This window comes from Streptococcus mitis (assembly GCF_946190285.1).
Taxonomy (GTDB): Bacteria; Bacillota; Bacilli; order Lactobacillales; family Streptococcaceae; genus Streptococcus; species Streptococcus mitis_CP.
Window position 1 is genome coordinate 1 of sequence record NZ_CAMHZX010000008.1, and the last position, 21,718, is coordinate 21,718.

A 21,718-nucleotide genomic window follows, 5' to 3' on the forward strand; every position below is an offset into this window, starting at 1 on the left:
TTTCTACACTTATATACAATCCCCTGGACTTCTTCATATAATTCTTTAAACATAACGTCCCCCTTTCTAGATACAGTTTAACAGATTCAGAAACACTTTTGTCCCATTTCCTCCATTCTGTTCTCTACACCGTCTCAACTGCACAAAAAAGAGAGGTCTTGCCTCTCTCAGGGTTATAATTCTGCAATTTGGTTTAGGTTTACTTCTGCAACTGTGTCATTACCAAACATAGAGATAATCATCTTCACTTTATTGTTATCAATCTCTGTAATCTTACCAGTATAATCTGCAAAAGCACCATCAATGATACGTACAGTTTGACCAACTTCAACATCGATATCAAACTCTTGCACAGTTTGTCCCATAGAAACCAAGATATCACGGATTTCTTGTTCCAATAATGGAGTTGGTTTTGATCTATTTCCGTGAGATCCGACGAATCCTGTAACGTTTGGTGTGTTTCGAACAACAAACCAAGCTTCATCTGTCATCACCATTTCCACAAGAACATAACCTGGAAAGCGATTCTCTTCTACTTCTTTTCTCTTTCCATTTTTTTCAACTTGCACTGTTTGTGTTGGAATTTCAACACGTAAAATATTATCCAACATATTGTAGGTTTGTGCACGTTGTAATAGATTTTCTTTTACCTTATTTTCATAACCAGAATAGGTTTGTAAGACAAACCATCCTTTATCAAAACTATCCATGATACTTCCTTTCATAAATAGAAGATTTTTAGTGTGAATAACTCCACAGATCTTCTAAAAAATGTTAATAAATCGAATCAAACCTGAAACAATCAACTGGTCAAAAATGTAAATAATTACTACAAAGAAAGCTGTGTATTCCATGATAGAACGAAAATCTCTCCAGCTTTCCTTGCGAGTTGGCCATGTTGTGTCTTTAAGAAGTCTAAAAATATCTCCAATAAAACGCATCGCTCTCTCCTATCTCGTTTCTCTGTGTGTAGTGTACTTACCACAATGTTTACAAAATTTATTTACTTCTAGTCGTGTTGGCTTGGGGTTTCCGCTGATCTTGATTGAATAGTTTCTCGAACCACAAACCGCACAAGCTAGGCTTGCTTTTTTTAGTGCCATAACGCCTCCATCTTATCTATTATAACAAGAAAGATAGGCTTTGACAAGCATCTTAACGAAATAGATTGACTACCGAATCCCATATCGTTTGAGCCTTTTCCTTAATTTTAGCATCCGAGATAGCACGACTGGCCTCATCTACCAGATTTTGCGCACGACTTCTAATATCAGAAAGGGTATCATCCGTCTGATTCGTTTCATTACTCTGCACTTGATTTCTTGTATTGGCTGGTGCAATTCCATTTTGCTTATACGCATTTTCAACTGTAAAGGTACTTCCTGGCGTATAAGGTAAAATGGTATTTGCAATATTTCTAAAGACATGGGCTGCACCGTTTGAAGTAGATCCTGCTAGATAGTGATTTTCATCAGTGGTCGGAAAACCAAGCCAGTGACTAATCACTACATCCGGGGTATAGCCAATTACCCACTGGTCACTTGTGTATTCAGGATTGAAAACAGCTTCAGTTGTTCCAGTTTTCCCTGCCATGACATAGTCTGCAGGCGACGAACTAATACCTGTTCCGTTGGTGAATGTTCCTAACATCATACTAGTCATCTTGTCAGCTACAGACTTATCAATCACTCGTTTTTGTGAATTTTTATGACTCGCAATAACCTGACCACTAGCATTTTCAATTCTACTAATAAAATGAGCTTCAGGCATTAAACCTTCATTTGCAAAGGCAGCATATGCTTGAGCCATTTGCAGAGGATTGGTTTCGACACCACTTCCCAAGGCGACACCAAGAACACGGTCGACCTTTTCCATGTTGAGTCCGAATTTTTCGCCCGCCTCAAAAGCCTTGTCGACGCCCAAATCATTAACAGTGGCAACAGCAGGCAGATTAAGCGATTCTGCCAAGGCTTGATACATAGGAACTTCTCGACTCGTTTTGATCCCTGCATAGTTATCAACCTTATAGCTATCATACTGCATGGTATGGTTATCCAACTGCTTATTCAAAGCCCAGCCTGCTTCAACTGCTGGTGTATAAACAACTAAAGGCTTAATTGTAGAGCCAGGGCTACGTTTTGATTGGGTTGCATAGTTGAAATTCCGGAATCCAGTTTTATCATTGTCAGCAACTTGACCGACAACTCCACGAACTCCTCCTGTTTTCGGTTCGAGAGCCACACTTCCTGATTGTGCAAATGTTCCATCCTCTGCTCTAGGAAATAGAGCTGTATTTTCATAGACAACCTGCATATTTGCTTGATAGTTTTGGTCAAGCTCTGTATAAATGCGGTAGCCATTATTGACAATTTCTTCCTCTGTTAGATTATACTTGGAAACAGCTTCATTAACAACCGCATCAAAGTAAGAAGGATAGCGGTAATCTGAGATTTTTCCTTCATACTTATCGTGCAATTGCGAAGTCATATCAACTTCTTCTGCTTCGGTTTCTTGGTTTTTATCAATGTAACCCGCTGCAAGCATATTCTGCAAAACAGTATCGCGACGATTGGTAGAATCTTCTACAGAATTCAAAGGATTATACAGTTCCGGCCCCTTTAGCATTCCTGCCAGAGTCGCAGCTTGATCCAGACTCACTTCTGATGCAGAAACTCCAAAGTATTTCTTACTCGCATCTTCTACACCCCACACACCATTTCCAAAATAAGCGTTGTTAAGGTACATGGTTAGAATTTGATCCTTACTATATTTTTTTGTTAATTCTAAGGCAAGGAAAAATTCTTTCGCTTTTCTCTCAACAGTTTGATCCTGTGACAAATAAGCGTTTTTAGCTAGCTGTTGGGTAATAGTAGATCCACCACCTGAACGGCCAGCTGTTACAATAGCCAAGAAGAAACGACCATAGTTAATCCCGTCATTTTTATAGAAAGAACGGTCTTCTGTCGCAATAACGGCATTCTGCAAATTTTTACTGATATCAGTCAGTTCAACATAGGTTCCTTTTTGACCAGATAAGGCACCAGCCTCCTTTTCTTCACGGTCAAAAATGAGAGTCCGAGTTTTCAAGGCGTTTTGCAAATCGTTAACATTAGTTGACTTGGCTACCGCAAACAAATAGGTTCCAACTAGCAAGCCTGCACTCAAACCTAGTATAAGAACAATCTTTGTTAGATGATAGTGACGCCAGAATTTTCGAATTGGACCTACTTGGGCTAATTTTTTTCGATCACTACGAGAGCGACGTAAGCTAGTAGAATCAGAGTCCTCTAGTTCACTTGTTTCTTTTTTAAAAAGAGAAAGAAATTTCTCAAATAATTTATCTAATTTCATGCGTTTATTTTATCATCTTCATCATAGGAAGACAAGAATTTAGCTATTTCCTATCCAAATAGGGCTTTTTTTGTTACAATATCTGTATGAAATTCACATTTACATTACCAGACTCTCTACCTCAAATGACGGTAAAGCAATTACTTGAGGAACAACTCCTCATCCCTAGAAAAATCCGTCATTTTTTGAGAATCAAGAAACACATTTTGATTAATCAGCGAGAAGTTCGCTGGAACGAGGTGGTGAATCCTGGAGATATTTGCCAGTTAACTTTTGATAAGGAAGATTATCCCAAAAAAGAAATCCCTTGGGGCAATCCTGACCTCGTTCAAGAGGTTTATCAAGATCAACACTTGATTATTGTCAACAAACCAGAGGGGATGAAAACGCATGGTAATCAGCCAAATGAAATCGCCCTTCTTAACCATGTCAGTGCCTATGTTGGCCAAACCTGTTATGTCGTTCATCGTCTGGACATGGAAACCAGTGGTTTGGTTCTCTTTGCCAAAAATCCTTTTATCCTGCCTATTCTCAATCGCTTATTGGAGAAAAAAGAGATTTCTCGGGAATATTGGGCACAGATCGACGGACATATCAACGGCAAAGAAGTTGTTTTCAAAGATAAAATCGGACGTGATCGCCATGATCGCAGAAAACGAGTAGTTGATACAAAAAATGGCCAATATGCCGAAACGCATGTAAGCAGATTAAAGCAATTCCCAGACAAAACTTCCTTGGTTCGTTGCAAACTAAAGACAGGTCGAACACATCAAATTCGTGTGCACCTTTCGCATCATAACTTCCCGATCCTGGGTGATCCTCTCTATAATAGTAAATCAAAGACAAGTCGTCTTATGCTCCACGCCTTTCGACTTTCCTTTACCCATCCACTTACTTTAGAAAAATTAAGTTTCACTACCCTTTCAGATACCTTTGAAAAAGAATTAAAAAAGAATGGATGATTGTCGTGTCATCCATTCTTCTATATAAATAAGAAAAGCAAGACCAAGAGGCCTTGCTTTTTATCGACTCAAGAATTATTTAGCAATTTTTGCGAAGTATTCAAGAGTACGAACAAGTTGTGCAGTGTATGACATTTCGTTGTCGTACCATGATACAACTTTAACCAATTGTTTACCGTCAACGTCAAGAACTTTAGTTTGAGTTGCGTCAAACAATGAACCGTAAGACATACCTACGATATCTGAAGATACGATTGGATCTTCTGTGTAACCGTATGATTCGTTTGAAGCTGCTTTCATAGCTGCGTTCACTTCATCAACAGTAACGTTCTTTTCAAGAACAGCTACCAATTCAGTAACTGATCCAGTTGGAGTTGGAACGCGTTGTGCAGATCCGTCAAGTTTACCGTTCAATTCTGGAATTACAAGACCGATAGCTTTTGCAGCACCAGTTGAGTTAGGAACGATGTTTGCAGCACCAGCGCGAGCACGGCGAAGGTCACCACCACGGTGTGGTCCGTCAAGGATCATTTGGTCACCAGTGTAAGCGTGGATAGTAGTCATCAATCCTTCAACAACACCAAAGTTGTCTTGAAGAGCTTTAGCCATTGGAGCCAAACAGTTTGTAGTACATGAAGCACCTGAGATAACTGTTTCAGTACCATCAAGAACGTCATGGTTAGTGTTGAATACAACTGTTTTAACGTCGTTTCCACCAGGAGCAGTGATAACAACTTTCTTAGCACCACCAGCGTGCAAGTGTTTTTCAGCAGCTGCTTTCTTAGCAAAGAAACCAGTAGCTTCAAGAACGATTTCTACACCGTCGTTAGCCCAGTCGATTTGTTCTGGATCACGTTCAGCAGAAACTTTGATGAATTTACCGTTAACTTCGAATCCACCTTCTTTAACTTCAACAGTACCGTCGAAACGACCTTGAGTTGTGTCGTATTTCAACAAGTGTGCAAGCATAACTGGATCTGTAAGGTCGTTGATGCGTGTAACTTCAACACCTTCTACGTTTTGGATACGACGGAAAGCAAGACGACCGATACGTCCGAAACCGTTAATACCAACTTTAACTACCATTAGTGATTTCCTCCTTATGAAAATCATGAAATTTTTATTGTGAAAAGAGTAACTTGAATCACTACAAATCACCTTTCAACAAACCTATTATATAACTATTTAAGTTTAATTGCAAGTACGGGCGTTGTTTTTTGTCTATACCCCACTTATTTTTCTTTCTCCTTTAAAAGCCTATACTGCTGTCTTTCTTTGTCTACCTAATCATTTCCCACTTTTCTTTTCAGATGAAAATTGAAAATAGAAAAGATAAAAATTATTTTCAATCTTCCAATTTTACAAAAAAGAGACAGGAAATTCCTGCCTCTAGGCTGATAACAATTATTTACGGCGTCCTGGTCTTTCTTTGTAACCATAGTAAGAATCTTCGATGATTTCTTGCATATGGTCAACCATTGGAAGGCGTGGGTTAGCAGGTGAACATTGGTCTTCGTAAGCAAGGAAGGCCAATTCACGTGAATGTTCTTTCCATTCTTTTTCATCAATTCCTTGTGCTTTGAAGTTCATTTGGATACCTACGCGCTCACCAAGTTCGTAGACAGCTTTTGCGTAAGATTCCACACCTTCTTCTGGAGTAGAAGCTGGAAGTCCAAGCATGCGTGCGATATCTTGGTATTTTTCATCTGCACGGTAGTAGTTGTACTTAGGCCATGTTGCTGTCTTAGCTGGACGTGTACCGTTGTAGCGGATGACGTATGGAAGCAAGATAGCATTAGTACGACCGTGGATTGTGTGGAATTGCGCACCAATCTTATGGGCCATTGAGTGAGAAATACCTAAGAAGGCATTGGCAAAGGCCATACCAGCGATTGTTGAAGCGTTATGCATTTTCTCACGTGAGTGGAAGTCTGCATTCTTAACTGAGCTTTCAAGGTTTTCAAATACAAGTTTAATCGCTTGAAGTGCAAGACCATCAGTGTAGTCGCTAGCCATTTGTGATACGTAAGCTTCAGTCGCGTGGGTCAATACGTCCATACCAGTGTCCGCAGCAACAAATCCAGGAACTGTCAATACCAAGGCAGGGTCTACGATTGCCACAGTTGGTGTCAATGAGTAGTCCGCGATTGGGTATTTACGGTTGTTTGCTTTATCAGAGATAACGGCAAATGGTGTTACTTCAGATCCTGTACCAGATGTTGTTGGGATTGCGATGAATTTAGTCTTCTTACCAAGCAATGGGAATTTGAAGGCACGTTTACGGATATCCATGAATTTTTGAACAAGGTCTCGGAAGTCTACTTCTGGTTGTTCGTAGAAGAGCCACATTACTTTAGCAGCATCCATTGGAGATCCACCACCAAGAGCGATGATTGTATCTGGTTTGAAGGCACGCATAATCTCAGTACCACGGTTTACAGTTGTGATATCTGGATCTGGTTCTACATCAGCAAAGATTTGGTAAACAACCTTATTGCGACGAAGGTCAAGTTGTTCGATGATACGATCAAGGAAACCAAGCTCTACCATGGCATGGTCAGTAACGATCATGACACGTTCAACGTCACGACATTTTTGAAGGTATTGAATTGAATCACGTTCAAAGTATGTTTTTGAAGGAAGTTTCATCCATTGCATGTTATTTCTCCGTCTTCCGACTTTTTTGATATTCAAGAGGTTAATGGCACTAACGTTATCCCCAACTGAGTTGCGTCCGTAAGAACCACATCCAAGTGTCAATGATGGCAAGAAGGCATTGTAAACGTCCCCGATACCACCGAAAGTAGAAGGTGAGTTACAGATAACACGAATAGCTTTAACAGCTTTACCAAATTCTTTAGTCAATTCTTCATCAGCTGTGTGGATGGCTGCTGAGTGGCCAAGACCGTTAAATTCAACCATTTGACGAGCCTTAGTAATACCATCTTCACGGCTTTCAGATTTCAAAACTGCGATAACTGGTGACAATTTTTCACGAGTCAATGGCTCGTTTTCACCAACTTCTTTACATTCAGCAGCAAGAATGTTTGTTCCTTCTGGAACTGTAAATCCTGCTTGTTCTGCAATCCAAGTTGCTGGTTTACCAACAATGTCAGCGTTCAATTTCGCACCAGCACAGTTTTTGCTGTTTGCTTTCACGCCGAAGCAGAATTCTTCAAGAAGTGCTTTTTCTTTTTTGTTTACAAAGTAAGTGTGATATGATTTGAACTCTGCTACAAATTCATCGTAAATTTCTTTGTCAATGATAACCGCTTGCTCTGAGGCACAAACCATACCGTTGTCAAATGATTTAGACATGACGATATCGTGTGCAGCTTGGCGAATGTTTGCTGATTTTTCAACATAAGCTGGAACGTTTCCGGCACCTACCCCAAGAGCTGGTTTACCACATGAGTATGCGGCTTTAACCATGGCATTACCACCTGTTGCAAGGATTGTCGCAACACCTTCGTGGTTCATAAGGGCACTAGTTGCTTCCATAGATGGTTCAGTGATCCACTGTACGCAGTTTTCAGGAGCTCCTGCTTTAATCGCAGCATCACGAACGATTTGAGCTGCGTGAGCTGATGATTCTTGAGCTGATGGGTGGAAGGCAAAAACGATTGGATTACGTGTCTTCAATGAAATCAATGCCTTAAAGATTGCTGTTGATGTTGGGTTTGTTGTTGGAGTGATACCACAGACAACACCAACTGGTTCAGCAATAAGAGTCAAACCTGTTACATCGTCTTCTTCGATAACGCCAACTGTCTTAGTGTGGCGCATGTTGTTTACTACGTGTTCACAAGCAAACAAGTTCTTAGTTGCTTTATCTTCAAATACACCACGTCCTGTTTCTTCAAAGGCATGTAAAGCCAATTCTCCGTGGGCATCCAAAGCTGCCACTGACGCTTTAGCTACGATGTAGTCGACCTGTTCTTGGTCGAGTTTACGCATTTCCTCAAGAGCAACTAAAGCTTTTTGCACCAAGCCATCGACATGCTTTTCAGCAGCGAGTTTCTTTTCTTCTGGTGTCACAGTTTTTTTATCAGCCATATTTTCCTCCATAGCTTTCAAGGATCTATATCCTTTGTTAATTTTTTCACAAGTTTATTATAACGCATTATTTCAACTTTGTAAACAGTTTCATAAACATTTCACAAAGAATTTTTAAACCCTTGTGAAATTTTTCTCATTTTCTTTTCTTATCAGGTTTTATCTTTGAAGTTTGTGAAATTTATTTCAAATATTTTTTATTTCACAAACTTACTTGGAAGAGGGACTTGGAAAGGAAGGGATTTACAGGTAAGCGCTTACTTAAACGTTCTAATAATACCTCCTTTGATAAGGAGGCTTTATTTTTGTTGAAAAACGCCTTGTTTAAAAGTCCCTTCATAAACAACTTCTTGTTCTGTTGTCAGTTTTCCTTTTCCTTCAGCCTGACCATTTACAAAATCACCTTCGTAGGTCCAGCCTTCTTTAGATTGAAAGGTACCTTTTCCGTTGAAGGCTCCATTGTTGAAACCACCAGTATACTGGTCTCCATTTTGAAAAGTAATGGTACCTTGCCCATTCATTTTACCACGTACAAGACTGCCGTCGTAAACAATGGTTCCATTATCAAGCTTTAGAACACCTTTTCCGGGAATATTTAGAAAAAAGACGAGTACAGCACAGAAAACAATGGTAACTACTGCTAAAATCTCTAAACGTGGACGAGTCAGATAGACACGATATTTGTCGTAAAAATTCTTAAGATTTTCCATCTTCACTCTCCTTTTCTAAACGTTCTAACCAAGCTTGACAACCTTCTTGAACACGCTGATAGGTTTCCTCAAAATCTCCTGTATACCAAGGATCTGGAACACTTTCAGATGCAAATGAGTAAATCTTATCTTGACAGTCTACTGGGCACATCTGACGTAAGTCAGAAACATTTGAAGCGTCCATTCCGATAATATAATCAAAGGCTTCAAAATCTTCCTTACTAATCTGAAGCGATGTCTTGCCTTTTTCATAAGGAATCTCATACTGTTGAAAAATCCCTTGAGTTCCCTTATGAATCGGATTGCCATGTTCCCAAGAAGAAGTCGCTCGACTTTGGATTTCATAATTATCTGTCATTGATTTCATAACAAACTCAGCCATAGGACTACGGCAAATATTTCCCAGACAGACAAAAACTAGTTTTTTCATCCCATTTCCTTTCTTTTATAGAAAAACGGGAGTTAGTAATCCCGTCTTATTTTTCAATTGCACCTTCGAGTGAAGCTGTTTCTTTCAGCGGTAATACTGTCTTGATAGCAGCTAGTTCAAAAGTCAAGTAAACTCCATCTACATCAAGAACAATTGTTTTCTTTTCTGTATCTACTTCATCGACTGTTCCATAAAGGCCCCCGATTGTAATAACTTCATAGCCTTTTTGTAATTTATTTAAGCTTTCCATACGTTTTTGTGCTTGTTTCTTTTGAGAGCGTTGCATAAAGAACATCAAGCCCAACATCGCTACAAGCATAATTAAAAATGTATAATTTGGATTCATTTTCTTCTCCTTTGTCTTTTACATAGGACTACTATATCAAATTTCAGCTACTTTTACAAGATTGTACCTTGCTTTTCTAGTAAGAAAAATCAGAGCCTGCGCCCTGATTTTTAGGATTATTTCAAGTTTTGAACGACTTTTACAAGATTTTCTACAGTAAAGCCATATTCTGCCAATACTTTTGGTGCTGGTGCAGAGGCTCCGAAGGTATCAATACCGAGAACGGCACCATCAAGACCAACGTATTTGTACCAGTTTTGAGTTGCACCCATTTCGACTGCAACACGACGGCGAACTGCATTTGGAAGAATTTCTTCCTTGTATGCTGCATCTTGTTTATCAAAGACATCTGTAGATGGCATGCTGACTACGCGGACTTTTGCACCTTGACTAGCCAATTCTTTGGCAGCTGAGACAGCAAGATTAACTTCTGAACCTGTCGCAATCAAGATGGTATCAAAGTCTGCTGCATTTTCATAGACAACATAGGCACCTTTTTCAACTTTATCAAAGTCTGTTCCTTCTTCAACAGTCAAGTTTTGACGTGTCAAGACAAGGGCAGTTGGTGTTTTCTCACTTGTCACTGCAAGGTACCAAGCTGCTTGCGTTTCACGCGCATCTGCTGGACGGAAAACATTCAGATTTGGCATGGCACGAAGACCTGCTAAATGCTCAACTGGTTCGTGCGTTGGACCGTCTTCCCCAACCGCGATTGAATCGTGGGTAAAGACATAAGTCACGGGAAGTCCTTGTAAGGCTGACAAGCGAACAGCTGCCTTCACATAGTCAGAGAAGACGAAGAAAGTTCCACCGTATACACGAAGTCCACCATGAAGTGCCATCCCGTTCAAGATTGTTCCCATAGCAAATTCACGAACACCAAACTGAATGTTACGGTTCAAGCGATTGGCATCGTCTTGAAGTCCGTCAGTCTTGATATAAGTCATGTTTGAGTGAGCTAGGTCAGCTGATCCACCTAGGAAAGTTGGTAACTTAGCTGCCACAACATTCAAGGCATCTTGGCTTGAATTACGAGTTGCTTGAGAGAAGCCATTTTCTAATGCTGGGAAGTCTGCTGGAGTCACTTCAACTGGATCGCGTCCATCGATGATGGCTTCTACTTCTGCAGCCAATTCTGGGTGAGCTTCTTTATAGTCAGCAACTAATTTTATCCAAGTTTGATAAGCTGATGCACCACGGTCTGCAACATGTTCTTTGAAATCAGCATATACTTGTTCTGGAATTTCAAATGGTTCATAGTCCCAACCGAGAGCTTGACGAGTAGCTGCAGTTTCATCTGCTCCAAGAGGAGCACCGTGTACGGCATTAGTTCCTTGTTTATTTGGAGAACCGTATCCAATAACAGTCTTCACTTCAATCAAAGATGGCTTGCCTGAAGCTTTAGCCGTTTCGATAGCAGCATGGATAGCTTCCAAGTCTGTTCCATCTTCAACCAAGGCAGTATGCCAACCGTAGGCATTGTAACGGTCACGAACGCTTTCTGTAAAGGAATCCTTTGTCTCACCATCCAAGTTGATGTCATTTGAATCATAAAGAACAACCAACTTATCTAGTTTTTGCAAGCCTGCGTATGAAGCCGCCTCGCTTGAGACACCTTCCATCAAGTCTCCGTCTCCACAGATAACATAAGTATAGTGGTCAAAGATATTGTAGCCTTCGCGGTTATATTTGGCTGCCAAGAAACGTTCTGCCTGGGCAAAACCAGTGGCAGTTGAAATCCCTTGACCTAGAGGACCTGTTGTAGCATCAATTCCTGCTGTATGGCCAAATTCTGGGTGACCTGGTGTTTTTGAACCCCATTGACGGAAGCTCTTGATCTCATCCATGCTGACATCTTCAAAACCAGAAAGGTGAAGAAGGGCATAAAGAAGCATTGAACCATGACCTGCTGAAAGAATAAAACGGTCGCGGTTAATCCAGTTTGGTTGAGCTGGATTGATACGAAGTTGTTTTGTAAAGAGGCTGTAAGCCATCGGAGCCGCTCCCATAACCACACCTGGGTGACCTGAGTTGGCTTTATTAATGGCGTCAATACCTAGGAAACGAATTGCATTAACAGATAGATTTGACATAGAATTTCCTTTCTATTTGAGGTGATTATTGGATCACACATTCTATTTTACTATTATATGAAAAAATACATAGAATAGCAATTAAACAATTCGACGTAAATAAGTATTCTATTTGCTATCCTCTAGTTGCCTGATAGTAGGGAAGTAAGCGTTCATAAGCATCTTCTAATTTTTCTAAAATCACTTCTAATGATTGATTTTCTATGATAGAAACATCTGATTTAACTAACACTTTTCGGATTTCTTGACTGCCTACCTTCTCGACTAAGACCTGACGATTTTCTTCGTTCGCCTCCCACCGTTGACTTTGGTCATCAGAGTAGGCTAGATAATAAATCCCTTCTACCACTGGAACTTCTAATACCTTGGTTTGTTTCTCCAAAGTTTGCTCATCTTTCTTGCGCTCGATGAAACTGACTTCTAAGGAAATACCAAAATCAGAAGGATTCCCGTACAAACGTAAGGCTAGCATAGGCTCTGTCACTTGTCCGTCTCTCTGTAGATAGACCCAGAAATGTGGTCGCAAACGTTGCGCCTGATTCATCCACTGGCTAGTCTGTTGAAGTTGCCATTCTGGATGGCTTGCTTGAAAGGCATTGGCCAGTTCTGTAAAAGTCTTTCTGGCCTCTTGACCTTTGTGACGGAATGACAGCATCTTCTCTCGCTCTGCTCCCGCTTTATCAGGATTACGATACTGTAAACCAGCAAAGTCTAAATAGTCTCTTATCTTATTCAACATTAATTTAATCTCCTCCAGCTAGCAAAAAATCAGGAGAACCCTGATTTTGTTTATTCTGTATCTACAACGACATAGCGATTTGGCTCATCACCCTCAGAGTAACTAGTCACGCCATCCATACGTGAAATAATACGATGAATAATCTTGCGTTCACTATTTGACATAGGATCTGTTTGATGACTACGTCCTTCTTCTAAAACACGAGTCGCCAATTTTTGAGCATAGGTCTGCAAGACTTCTGCACGATGTTCAACATAATCATTGACATTAATAGTAATGTAGAAGGTTCTTGAATAGCGGTTATAAAGATAATTTTGAGCCAATAGTTGCAAGGCCTTCAAAACTTTACCATGATAACCGATAATACGACCTGGTTCGTTAGTATCAATTTGTAAATTGATGCTACGACGGTTATAATCATTTGAAAGCGTGGCCTCAACATCCATGTCATCAATAATTGTTTGAACATAAGTCGTTACTTCCGTAGCTACTTGTTCAATGTCAAAACTCGGTTCAACCTTTAAGCCCAAATCTTCTAATTCTTGACTTTCAGTTTGTTCAGCTTGACTCTCAACAATCGGAGTTTCTACTTCTTCCCCGAAACCAGCTTCTTCAAGCTGTAATTCATTTAAAATCTCAATATGCCCAGTTTCTTCTAAAATGGTGTTAGCATGTTTTTCATTTTTCAAAATTTCAGCCTTGACTTCATCAGAAACCCCTTGGCCTTCTTCTTCAATCTTTTTAATTGCTTCAACAACATGCCCCAAATCAACGGTCGCTTCACTGACTGTTTTAACTGGTTCATTTTGTTCATTGATTTCTTTAGGAACACCCTTAACAGCTTGTTGATTTGCCTTAATGACAGTTGTTTCACTAATGGCTTCAATGTCAACCTGGGCTGGTTTTTTACCAAATAAACCAAAAAATCCATTTTTTTCACGAGAAATGACTTTGATGTGAGCCTTCATTCTTGGAATATCTAATTCTCTCAATCCTTTCTGGATTGCTTCCTCAACAGTTGAACCTGTAAATACTACCATTACCAGATTCCTCCTTATTATTTCGTTTTCTGAGCCTTTTTCTTGGCTTTTCTTTTTCTATTTTCCAAATCTTTCTGTGCCTGAACTACCGCCTCGCGCTCTGCGATAATCTTGAATGGATTGTTCAAGAAATAGGTTTGCAGGACTTGATAAGCATTGGACACTGTCCAGTATAGGGCGACTCCACCTGGCGCATAAACTGCAAAGATAAAAATCAAGACCGGAATACCATACATCATCGCAGTCGTAGCGCCATTTCGCTCAGACAAGGCTTTATTGGATAACCAAGTACTTAAAAAGGTAAATACTGCCGCTAAAATCGGAAGAACAAGGGTTGTATCCACACCACCAAGGTTAATCCATAAGAAATGACCTGTCTTTAAAAAGTCAACTCTTGATAGAGCTTGGAACAGGGCCAAAATAACTGGCATCTGAATCAAAATCGGCCAAAGAGAATCCGACTGTCTGACACCCATTTCTTTAAAGACTTTACGCATTTCCTGCTCTAGTTTAGTTCTGCTTTCCATATCGCGACCTGGATATTGTTCTCGAAGCGCCTTAATGCGTGGTTGAGCTTCCTGCATTTTTCTGGACGCTACCATTTGCACTTGAAAGACTGGCAAAAGCACTGTACGAATCAAGATTGTAAAGAGAATAATCCCCACTCCGATACTAATATCAAATGATAAAAAGCGAATTACTTCTGCAAAGAAGTAAACCAATTTACTCCAAAAATCAGTCGAATCTGCCGTAATATCACTAGTTGTCCCATTTGTCGCACAGGCTGTCATGATAAATAGAGACAGTCCTAGCAAACTAGTCAACTGTAGTTTCTTTTTCACTCCCATTTCCTTCCTGGTAAATCTTTGATAATTTTAATACGTGGAGTAGATTTTTCTCCATCTCTGCGTATCCCAAGGTTTCGACTCCTTTTCGAGCAATGACAACAAAATCGACATCTTCTGCCAGACTCCCTTTTGCATTCTGGATAATATGCCGAATCCGTCGCTTAATTTGATTTCTAGTGACGGCATTCCCCAGTTTTTTGCTAACTGATAGACCTACTCGAAAATGGTTTTTCTGATTTTCTAGTTGGTAGACAACAAACTTGCGATTGGCAAAACTTGTCCCCTCCTTGAAAATCGCCTTAAAATCTTTCTCTCTTTTTACACGAAAGTTTTTCTTCAAAACTCAACTCCATCTATTAAATTACTACTATTATACCATATTTTTCAAAAAAGCCAATCATGGCAAGGTTTTGGACATTTCCATCAGAAAAAGAAGCTGGAAAAATCTCTTTTCCAACTCCTTGTACTAAATATTTTTACTAGTTTTACTTATTTTTTCAAGCGTTCAACGTCACGGGCAATAACTAGCTCTTCATCTGTTGGAATAACCAATACACGGATTTTAGCTGCATCTGTTGAGATGTCTCCTGTCACACCAAAGACATTCTTCTCTGGGTCAACATCACAACCAAACCAAGAGATACCTGAGATAACATCTTCACGCACATTTGCAGCATTTTCACCGATACCTGCTGTAAAGATAATAGCATCTGCTCCATTTAAGACTGCAAGGTATTGGCCGATATGTTTTTGGATACGGTCAACATACATTTCATAAGCCAAAGTGGCATCGTGGTCCCCTTCTTCCATAGCAGCAATCACATCACGCATATCACTAGATTTACCTGAAACCCCCATCAGTCCTGATTCACGATTCAGAACGTGACTAATGTCTTCAGGCGTGCTAAAATCCTCTGTATATTGCATTAAGTAAGGAATGATAGCTGGGTCAATATCCCCTGTACGAGTTCCCATCATCACACCACCAAGTGGAGTAAATCCCATTGAAGTATCGACAGATTGACCACCCTTAACAGCTGTAATAGAAGCACCATTACCGATGTGGCAAGTAATCAATTTCAAGTCCTCTAATGGACGTCCCAAGAGTTTTGCAGCTTCTCCTGCTACAAACTGGTGACTTGTACCGTGGGCACCATATTTACGAACCTTGTTTTCTGTGTAATATTTTGTTGGTAGAGGGTAGCGATAAGCTTTCTCTGGCATACTTGTGTGGAATGAAGTATCAAAAACAACTACACTGGTAATGTCTGGCAACAATTCCTTGAAGGCACGAACACCTGCTGCATTGGCTGGATTGTGGAGAGGAGCCAACAAGCTCAACTCTTCAACTTTTTCTAAAACATCTCCCTCAACGACTGTTGATTCTTTGAAATATTCTCCACCTGCAACAACACGGTGTCCAACACCTGTAATCTCGTCATAATCCTTGATAATATCGAAACGAATCAAGTCATCCAATAAAATTTTAACAGCTTGTGTGTGATTTTCGATATCCAAAATTTGTTGTTCAGAACGGCCATCAAATTTTACAGTTGAAATTGAATCTTTCAAACCAATACGTTCAATCAAGCCTTTCGCCAATACTTTTTCTTCTGGCATTAAGTATAATTGCCATTTCAAACTTGAACTTCCCGCATTGATTGCAATTGTTTTTGTCATAACATGATACCCCTTTTTAAGCGTTTTCATCTATTATAACAAAATCTATTTTATATTTCAGTACCTTGAGTCCATTTTTGAAAATTTTCTTTAAATTTCATTAAAACACTTGCATCTTGTAAGCTAGCAAGTGGATAAACAAAAGGCTCTACTGCTATTTCATTTTTCTTCTGTAGGATAAAAATAGTCTTAGATTGTTTAGCATTAGCAAAGAGATTTTCAGGCAGACTGATCATGGCAACCAGACTCGCTTCCTCTTTCAACCAGCCTTTCAACAAGTCACTTTGAGGGCTGGTCAACAAATCACTCGGAGCGAGAAAAATAGCGTATCCATCTGACTTGAGGTACTTAAGGCCTTGTTCCATGAGCAAGTGATGGGCGTAAGTATGTTCTTGACTAGAAGCAACTTGATGGCGCGACGCAACGGCATCATCAGGATAATAACCGACAGGCAAGTCGCTGATGACCACGTCGCTTTCTTTGAGCATTTGTGGACGAACGGCATCTCCTTGGACAAAGCCAGCCTGCAAACCAATTACATCTGCCATGCTAGCCGCCAAATCAATCAGCAAATCATCCACTTCCATTCCCAAATAATCCACCTTTTTATTAAGCGAGGTCAAGAAAGTAGCCCCTAGAATTCCCATCCCAGAACCCATTTCGAGGATAGTAATTTCCTCCTCTTTAAACAACTCTTCCACAATAAACACCAAAAGTAAGGCAATAACATCTGGTGTAAACTGGTGATTGGCCTGTAGGGGCTCTGTCTGCCCAGCCTTCATCAAGAGAAACTGGTAGGTCTTGAGCCATTCTTCTTTGCGAAGCGCTAAGCGTTTAAGGGCCTGATTGTTCTCCTTGACCTGCTCTAACTCAGTCTCACCATCCAAATAGATGCTGTTTTGCTCCACCAAGGCATCATAAAAATTGGTCGCCAAATCACTTTGGATGACTTGGACATTCTCTAGTAAATAGGTATAAGCTTGTTCAATTTTTTCAAAATCCATATTCCTATCTTATCAAATTTCCCTTCTTTTTTCCATCCTTATAGAAAAATCACTCCCTGACTAGGCGAGTGATTTTTGGGCTACTGTTAAAAAGAGTTCTGAGTAATTTCCTTGAAACAGGTCTTCAGCGCTATAGAGGATCTGACTATGCACAGATGAAAAACCAAACTGGGCTATCCTGTTTTCCAGTTCAACCAATTCAAATCCATGATGGTTAGCTTCTGTCTTGGTAAAATCAGCAAGTAGGAGTTGTCCATCTTCACTCAAATGTTGATAAAACAGTGAGAGAGCCGCATCCAAATCAGGCATATGGTGAAGAACTCGACAAACAACAATGAGATCAAACTCTTGCTCCAAGGGATTTGCCAGTAAATCTTGCTCCAGAAAGTGGATATTCTTGATTTCTTGCTGCTCCGCTTTCAAGCGAGCTTGCTCCAGCATTTTCTCAGAAATATCCACCAATGTTACAGAATTGGCCTGCTTGGCTAGGGGCAAGGTTAACAGCCCCGTCCCTCCACCGAAATCCAAAATTTCTTTGTCTGATAGAAGATCAATCTGTTTCTCGACTGCTTGACAAACCAAGTTTGCAAGGAAGATATTTTTAGGTGAATCAAAAGTTTCTGCTTTGTGGTTAAAATCATGTTTCATATTTTTAGTTTAGCACAAAATAGCTTGATTAGCTAGGAATTCTCTTTCTTTTCAGGCTTCTTTTCTGATTTTTTCTTCTCCATTTTTTCGTTTGAATCGGTCGCTACCTTTTCCTTTTTATCTGTTTTCTCTTCTTTGATTTTGACTGAAGGAAACAGAAACTCATATTGACTCTTAGGCGTACGAACCCTTGTTATCAAGCTAGTTTTCTTATTTTGATAACTCACCTGACCCAGATTAAAGGTCTGTTCCCCACTTTCCTTATCAACCTTATCTTTGGTTCGCTTGGCCATAGCAAAAGCAATCAACTTTTCTTTATTCAAAGCATAGTCTTGATAGTGGGTGATCTGTCGGTTCAAGTAAAATTGTAACAAAAGACTAAAGATGGCTGCCATAGTGACTGCATAGATGAGAACACCTGCCTTAACTTTTTTCTTTTTCCACACGATAGATGAACTCCCTTTCTAAGCCTTTTTGAAACTGGAAACGAAAACGAACCAGTTGATTATCCTCTGTAATCTGAGCAGATTTAAGTCCATAAATCATAGGCTGATATCCTCGTCCACTGGCATCAGTTTTTCGAAAATCATCTGATTTGGATTTACCCATAGCGATATCCTTGCCATCTTGCTTCATATAGAGGCGATTGCCCTCCACTTTTTCGAATTGCGAACGGTCTAATTCTGCCTCCAGCTGGTCCACAAACAAGAGCCACTCCTTTTGCTCGCTTTGTTGCTGGTAGCGAACTTCTGAAATGAGGAGCTGACTCATGGCTTGAAAGAGGAGTAAACTTCCACTGATGACAATGAGAGCAATCAGTGATTCCAACAAGGTGAAAGCCTTGACCTTATGGCTCTTTGATAGCCAACAACTGTTCTGAACCATGGTAGACCTCCAATCCTTTTTCACTAGAAAACACCTGAATCTCCACTCCGTTTAACTTTACCTGATTTTGACCTGTCTGCAAGGCCATCTTAGCTACCCTCAAGACTTCTTCCTTTTGCAAGATTTTTGCTTCTTCTTGCCTATTTTTTTGAATTTGTCCCAAAAGAAGGGTCGCGATGCTGGCAAAGATAGCTAGAGCCACTACTGCTTCCAGTAAAATCACTGCCCTAATTTTTTGTTTCCTTAATGCGTTTAATTTTTCCATTTCCTAGATATAACTGATAGCGAATCGTTCCTTTACTGGTCTGAAATTCAACATTAGCTAGGGACGAATTGCCCCCAGCTCGGTCAAATGTAATACTTTGTCCCGATGGTGCTTGAATTCCTTTAGGAACTGTCAGCTTTTGACTGCCATTTCTAATCGTCTGCCCATCTAAGTTCAGACTAGTCTTTTGCTGACTGGCTACACTGCGTTTTTGGGTTTCCTGATAGAGTTCTTCAAATTCCATAAAGAAAATCTGCTCCTCTACCGCCGCAAAAGTGGACTGGACAGAGCCAGATAAGCCCAAGGCAAGAATACTCACAAGACCCAAAACCAGGAGACTTTCAAGCATGGTAAAGGCCTTAATCATTGACTTTACGATTTGCCCCTCCATTTTTAGTATAGTATTCATTATAAGCTTTAGCCTGTTCTTCTGTGATTCGCCCATCTGCTTGTAACTTGCTTAGGCTAGCATCTTCATTTTTATCTAAGCTATAAAGCTCTGCCTGGCTTTCCACCACCTTAACAACAGCAGCTTTTCCTTTGTCGTTGACTGCTTCTTTTTGCTTGGTCAGATTAGGTACAAAGAGTAAGAGAAGCACACTGATGATGAGTAAGACCACCAACATTTCCACAAGTGTAAAAGCTTTAACCTTAGCTTTTTTCAAGAATGTCATCATTTTTTTCATGTTAAAAATTTACCTCTATATTTTGATACATGGGCATGAGCATTGCCGCATAAAGTAAAACGATAATCAGTGCCACAAAGATAAAAACCAGTGGCTGCACCAAATTCATGGTGCGGTTGACTCGGGTAAAAAAGGCCTCCCAAGTTTTTTCAGCATAGATTTCCAACTCACTACCCAGCTTGGACTTGACTTCCCCATACTCGATGATGAGACTCAACTCCTTTTTAAAGAAAGGATAGGTTCCTATAGTCTGAGAAAATTCGCGGCCATTTTGTAGGGATTGAGCTAAATCTTGACCGATTTCTTTAAAGAGCCGGGAACCTTGTTCCTGCATGATTTGAAAAATCTGCGTCAACTCCAGCCCTTGAGAAATCATATTACCCCATTCACGCGCATAATAGGCTGTCAAATAGGTCTGCACAAAGATTCCAAGGAAAGGAATGCGTGCTAGGATAGAAAAGACGCGCATCTTAGAACTTCTTTTATAAAAAGTGAGTGCTAAAAGGACACCTACTGAAACAAATCCTACCATGCCTAGAAAAATTTGTGGCAGATTGCCAATGATTTGGGTAGCAATATTGCTACTATCCAGTTGTGGTAGTAGGTAATTACGCAGTCCCAGCATGATTAAGAGAAGAAATCCCAGCAAAATCAAGGGATAGGTCGCTACTTCAATTAATTTTTTCTTGACCTTGGCCAGATTGTCTAGATACTCTTCTATCTTTCCCAAACTCAAGTGGAGATTCCCATGAACTTCAGCTAGGGATAACTGAGTGACAATGGCACTTGAAAAACCCAAACTTTCCATCATTTCTGAGAATGATTTCCCCTGAGACAAGCCTGTACGCATCTGAGTCACACACTGCTTGTCCAACAAGGCACTCCTATCTAAAAAGGAGATGGTATCCACCAGATGAAAACCGCTGGAAAAGAGATTATTAAATAAGGTGATGATATTTTTTTGCTTAGCTGTAGCTAATTTTTTCCGTTTCAGCCTGAAGACTTGTGATATGTCCATCTTTAAGAAGCTGGTCAATCTGTTCATTCCAGCTAGTTGACTGGTGTTCTTGATAGTCTTTGTTTGCAAAGTCAACGATTCCTCCTCCCCCGATTAATCTCTGGTAGCAGACTCCTTGCAGAACGACTGCTAATTCCTCCTCACTCACACCCAACTCCAGCAAGCGCTCATAAACACCTCGAATACTCTTGGCATGAATGGTTGAAAAGACTGTCGCACCTGTCAAACTGGCTCTGACCACTGCACGCGCCGTTTCGCTGTCTCGAATTTCTCCGATAATCAAGAGATCAGGACGATGCCGTAGGGATAGCTTGATGAGATTTTCATAGGTTAGCCCAATCGCCTCATTCAACTGCAACTGGAGCATGTCGTCCTGCTTGATTTCTACAGGATCTTCGATGGACATGACTTGCTGTCCTTTAAAGAGAGATTTAGCCAATTCGTGCATCAAGGTCGTCTTGCCACTGCCAACTGGGCCAGCAAAAAGATAGAGACCACGTTGCCTGTACTGATTGCCCAGTTCCTCGATATCCTGAAACCAAAAATGCAAATCCTGCTCCTCATCATGCAGCAAGCGAATCACTAAACTCTCATGTCCTCGATAATCGCCTACAGTAGATAGACGTAGAGACGCCATCTTCTGGTCATATTCATAATCGCAGGAACCTAGCTGACTACGTCGCTTTTCTCCAACATTCATACCCGCCACAAACTTAAAGTGACTGATGACAGCCGCAAACTTTTCAAAATCATAACTACCAATTTTACAGCGCTCATCTCCGACCCTCATATGAAGCTCATAGGCGTCTAACTTAGGGACAAAATAAATGTCTTGTGCCCCTTTTTTCCGAGCCGAACGAATGATTTCTTGTGCAATTTCTTGAACCATACTTACCTCCTCACCTATACTATTCGCAAAGATTTGGAAAAATAAAAAAAGCAACTCCAAAAAAGTTA

Annotated in this window: 25 protein-coding genes; 1 reads left to right on the top strand and 24 read right to left on the bottom strand. The window is 40.3% G+C overall.

Going from position 1 to position 21,718, the window contains the following annotated elements; translation table 11 throughout:
* Positions 1–173: 173 nt before the first annotated feature.
* Genes nusG through pbp2a form a run of 4 tightly spaced genes read right to left on the bottom strand, consistent with a single transcriptional unit; the run spans position 174 to position 3,351 of the window.
* Entirely contained in the window at positions 174–710 is a 537-nt protein-coding gene (nusG, locus tag N8L39_RS08660; protein WP_000376740.1) for a transcription termination/antitermination protein NusG, read from the bottom strand.
* A gap of 54 nt (positions 711–764) precedes the next feature.
* The gene (gene secE, locus N8L39_RS08665) at positions 765–941 is read right to left on the bottom strand and encodes a preprotein translocase subunit SecE (RefSeq protein WP_001210991.1); all 177 of its coding nucleotides are present in this window, start codon (positions 939–941) and stop codon (positions 765–767) included.
* Positions 942–950: 9 nt separating this feature from the next.
* A complete protein-coding gene (gene rpmG, locus N8L39_RS08670; RefSeq protein WP_001809375.1) occupies positions 951–1,103 on the bottom strand; it encodes a 50S ribosomal protein L33 in 153 nt (50 codons plus the stop codon).
* Positions 1,104–1,155: 52 nt separating this feature from the next.
* On the bottom strand, positions 1,156–3,351 hold the full coding sequence (gene pbp2a / locus N8L39_RS08675; RefSeq protein ID WP_261010726.1) for a penicillin-binding protein PBP2A: 2,196 nt from the start codon (positions 3,349–3,351) through the stop codon (positions 1,156–1,158).
* An 86-nt stretch (positions 3,352–3,437) separates the two neighbouring features.
* On the opposite strand from pbp2a, the gene N8L39_RS08680 reads away from it, so the two are divergent.
* Entirely contained in the window at positions 3,438–4,313 is an 876-nt protein-coding gene (locus tag N8L39_RS08680) for an RluA family pseudouridine synthase (RefSeq protein ID WP_306800159.1), read from the top strand.
* Positions 4,314–4,388: 75 nt separating this feature from the next.
* Here the strand turns inward: N8L39_RS08680 and gap are convergent, their stop codons facing one another.
* The 20 genes from gap to comGA form a co-directional block, all read right to left on the bottom strand.
* Positions 4,389–5,399 carry a type I glyceraldehyde-3-phosphate dehydrogenase gene (gap, locus tag N8L39_RS08685; RefSeq protein ID WP_033687386.1) on the bottom strand — a complete coding sequence of 337 codons (1,011 nt, stop codon included), beginning with the start codon at positions 5,397–5,399 and terminating at the stop codon, positions 4,389–4,391.
* Between the two features lie 318 nt (positions 5,400–5,717).
* A complete protein-coding gene (gene adhE, locus N8L39_RS08690; protein WP_141230499.1) occupies positions 5,718–8,369 on the bottom strand; it encodes a bifunctional acetaldehyde-CoA/alcohol dehydrogenase in 2,652 nt (883 codons plus the stop codon).
* 299 nt (positions 8,370–8,668) lie between these two features.
* Positions 8,669–9,079 (bottom strand): MORN repeat-containing protein, encoded by a 411-nt coding sequence (locus N8L39_RS08695; RefSeq protein WP_042749891.1) that lies wholly within the window; start codon positions 9,077–9,079, stop codon positions 8,669–8,671.
* Positions 9,066–9,509 carry a low molecular weight protein-tyrosine-phosphatase gene (locus N8L39_RS08700; protein ID WP_261010727.1) on the bottom strand — a complete coding sequence of 148 codons (444 nt, stop codon included), beginning with the start codon at positions 9,507–9,509 and terminating at the stop codon, positions 9,066–9,068. Before N8L39_RS08700 ends, N8L39_RS08695 begins: the two co-directional genes overlap by 14 nt.
* Before the next feature lie 46 nt (positions 9,510–9,555).
* Positions 9,556–9,855: a preprotein translocase subunit YajC gene (gene yajC, locus N8L39_RS08705; RefSeq protein ID WP_229294859.1), complete on the bottom strand. Its 300-nt coding sequence runs from the start codon at positions 9,853–9,855 to the stop codon at positions 9,556–9,558.
* 116 nt (positions 9,856–9,971) lie between these two features.
* Positions 9,972–11,948 carry a transketolase gene (gene tkt, locus N8L39_RS08710; protein WP_261010728.1) on the bottom strand — a complete coding sequence of 659 codons (1,977 nt, stop codon included), beginning with the start codon at positions 11,946–11,948 and terminating at the stop codon, positions 9,972–9,974.
* A gap of 115 nt (positions 11,949–12,063) precedes the next feature.
* Entirely contained in the window at positions 12,064–12,687 is a 624-nt protein-coding gene (locus tag N8L39_RS08715) for a ribonuclease P (protein ID WP_261010729.1), read from the bottom strand.
* A 50-nt stretch (positions 12,688–12,737) separates the two neighbouring features.
* Positions 12,738–13,727, bottom strand: a complete 990-nt coding sequence (gene jag, locus N8L39_RS08720; RefSeq protein ID WP_261010730.1) for an RNA-binding cell elongation regulator Jag/EloR — start codon at positions 13,725–13,727, stop codon at positions 12,738–12,740.
* A gap of 17 nt (positions 13,728–13,744) precedes the next feature.
* Complete coding sequence (locus tag N8L39_RS08725; protein WP_261010731.1) at positions 13,745–14,569, bottom strand: membrane protein insertase YidC; 825 nt, start codon at positions 14,567–14,569, stop codon at positions 13,745–13,747.
* Positions 14,544–14,915, bottom strand: coding sequence for a ribonuclease P protein component (gene rnpA / locus N8L39_RS08730; RefSeq protein ID WP_000739242.1), 372 nt, complete (start codon positions 14,913–14,915; stop codon positions 14,544–14,546). Before rnpA ends, N8L39_RS08725 begins: the two co-directional genes overlap by 26 nt.
* Positions 14,916–15,064: 149 nt before the next feature.
* On the bottom strand, positions 15,065–16,255 hold the full coding sequence (locus N8L39_RS08735) for an acetate kinase (protein WP_261010732.1): 1,191 nt from the start codon (positions 16,253–16,255) through the stop codon (positions 15,065–15,067).
* A gap of 50 nt (positions 16,256–16,305) precedes the next feature.
* Positions 16,306–17,259, bottom strand: coding sequence for a class I SAM-dependent methyltransferase (locus N8L39_RS08740; protein ID WP_261010733.1), 954 nt, complete (start codon positions 17,257–17,259; stop codon positions 16,306–16,308).
* Positions 17,260–17,319: 60 nt separating this feature from the next.
* Complete coding sequence (locus N8L39_RS08745; RefSeq protein WP_261010734.1) at positions 17,320–17,907, bottom strand: class I SAM-dependent methyltransferase; 588 nt, start codon at positions 17,905–17,907, stop codon at positions 17,320–17,322.
* Between the two features lie 32 nt (positions 17,908–17,939).
* Positions 17,940–18,353, bottom strand: coding sequence for a competence type IV pilus minor pilin ComGG (gene comGG, locus N8L39_RS08750; RefSeq protein WP_261010735.1), 414 nt, complete (start codon positions 18,351–18,353; stop codon positions 17,940–17,942).
* Complete coding sequence (gene comGF / locus N8L39_RS08755; protein ID WP_101786341.1) at positions 18,331–18,792, bottom strand: competence type IV pilus minor pilin ComGF; 462 nt, start codon at positions 18,790–18,792, stop codon at positions 18,331–18,333. The genes comGG and comGF overlap by 23 nt, the downstream gene beginning before the upstream one ends.
* Positions 18,755–19,057 (bottom strand): competence type IV pilus minor pilin ComGE, encoded by a 303-nt coding sequence (comGE, locus tag N8L39_RS08760; RefSeq protein ID WP_261010736.1) that lies wholly within the window; start codon positions 19,055–19,057, stop codon positions 18,755–18,757. Before comGE ends, comGF begins: the two co-directional genes overlap by 38 nt.
* On the bottom strand, positions 19,020–19,424 hold the full coding sequence (gene comGD / locus N8L39_RS08765) for a competence type IV pilus minor pilin ComGD (protein ID WP_261010737.1): 405 nt from the start codon (positions 19,422–19,424) through the stop codon (positions 19,020–19,022). The genes comGE and comGD overlap by 38 nt, the downstream gene beginning before the upstream one ends.
* Positions 19,417–19,743, bottom strand: coding sequence for a comG operon protein ComGC (comGC, locus tag N8L39_RS08770; protein ID WP_070482063.1), 327 nt, complete (start codon positions 19,741–19,743; stop codon positions 19,417–19,419). Before comGC ends, comGD begins: the two co-directional genes overlap by 8 nt.
* A 1-nt stretch (position 19,744) precedes the next feature.
* Entirely contained in the window at positions 19,745–20,761 is a 1,017-nt protein-coding gene (comGB, locus tag N8L39_RS08775) for a competence type IV pilus assembly protein ComGB (protein WP_261010756.1), read from the bottom strand.
* Positions 20,709–21,650 (bottom strand): competence type IV pilus ATPase ComGA, encoded by a 942-nt coding sequence (comGA, locus tag N8L39_RS08780; RefSeq protein ID WP_261010738.1) that lies wholly within the window; start codon positions 21,648–21,650, stop codon positions 20,709–20,711. Before comGA ends, comGB begins: the two co-directional genes overlap by 53 nt.
* Positions 21,651–21,718 lie beyond the last annotated feature (68 nt).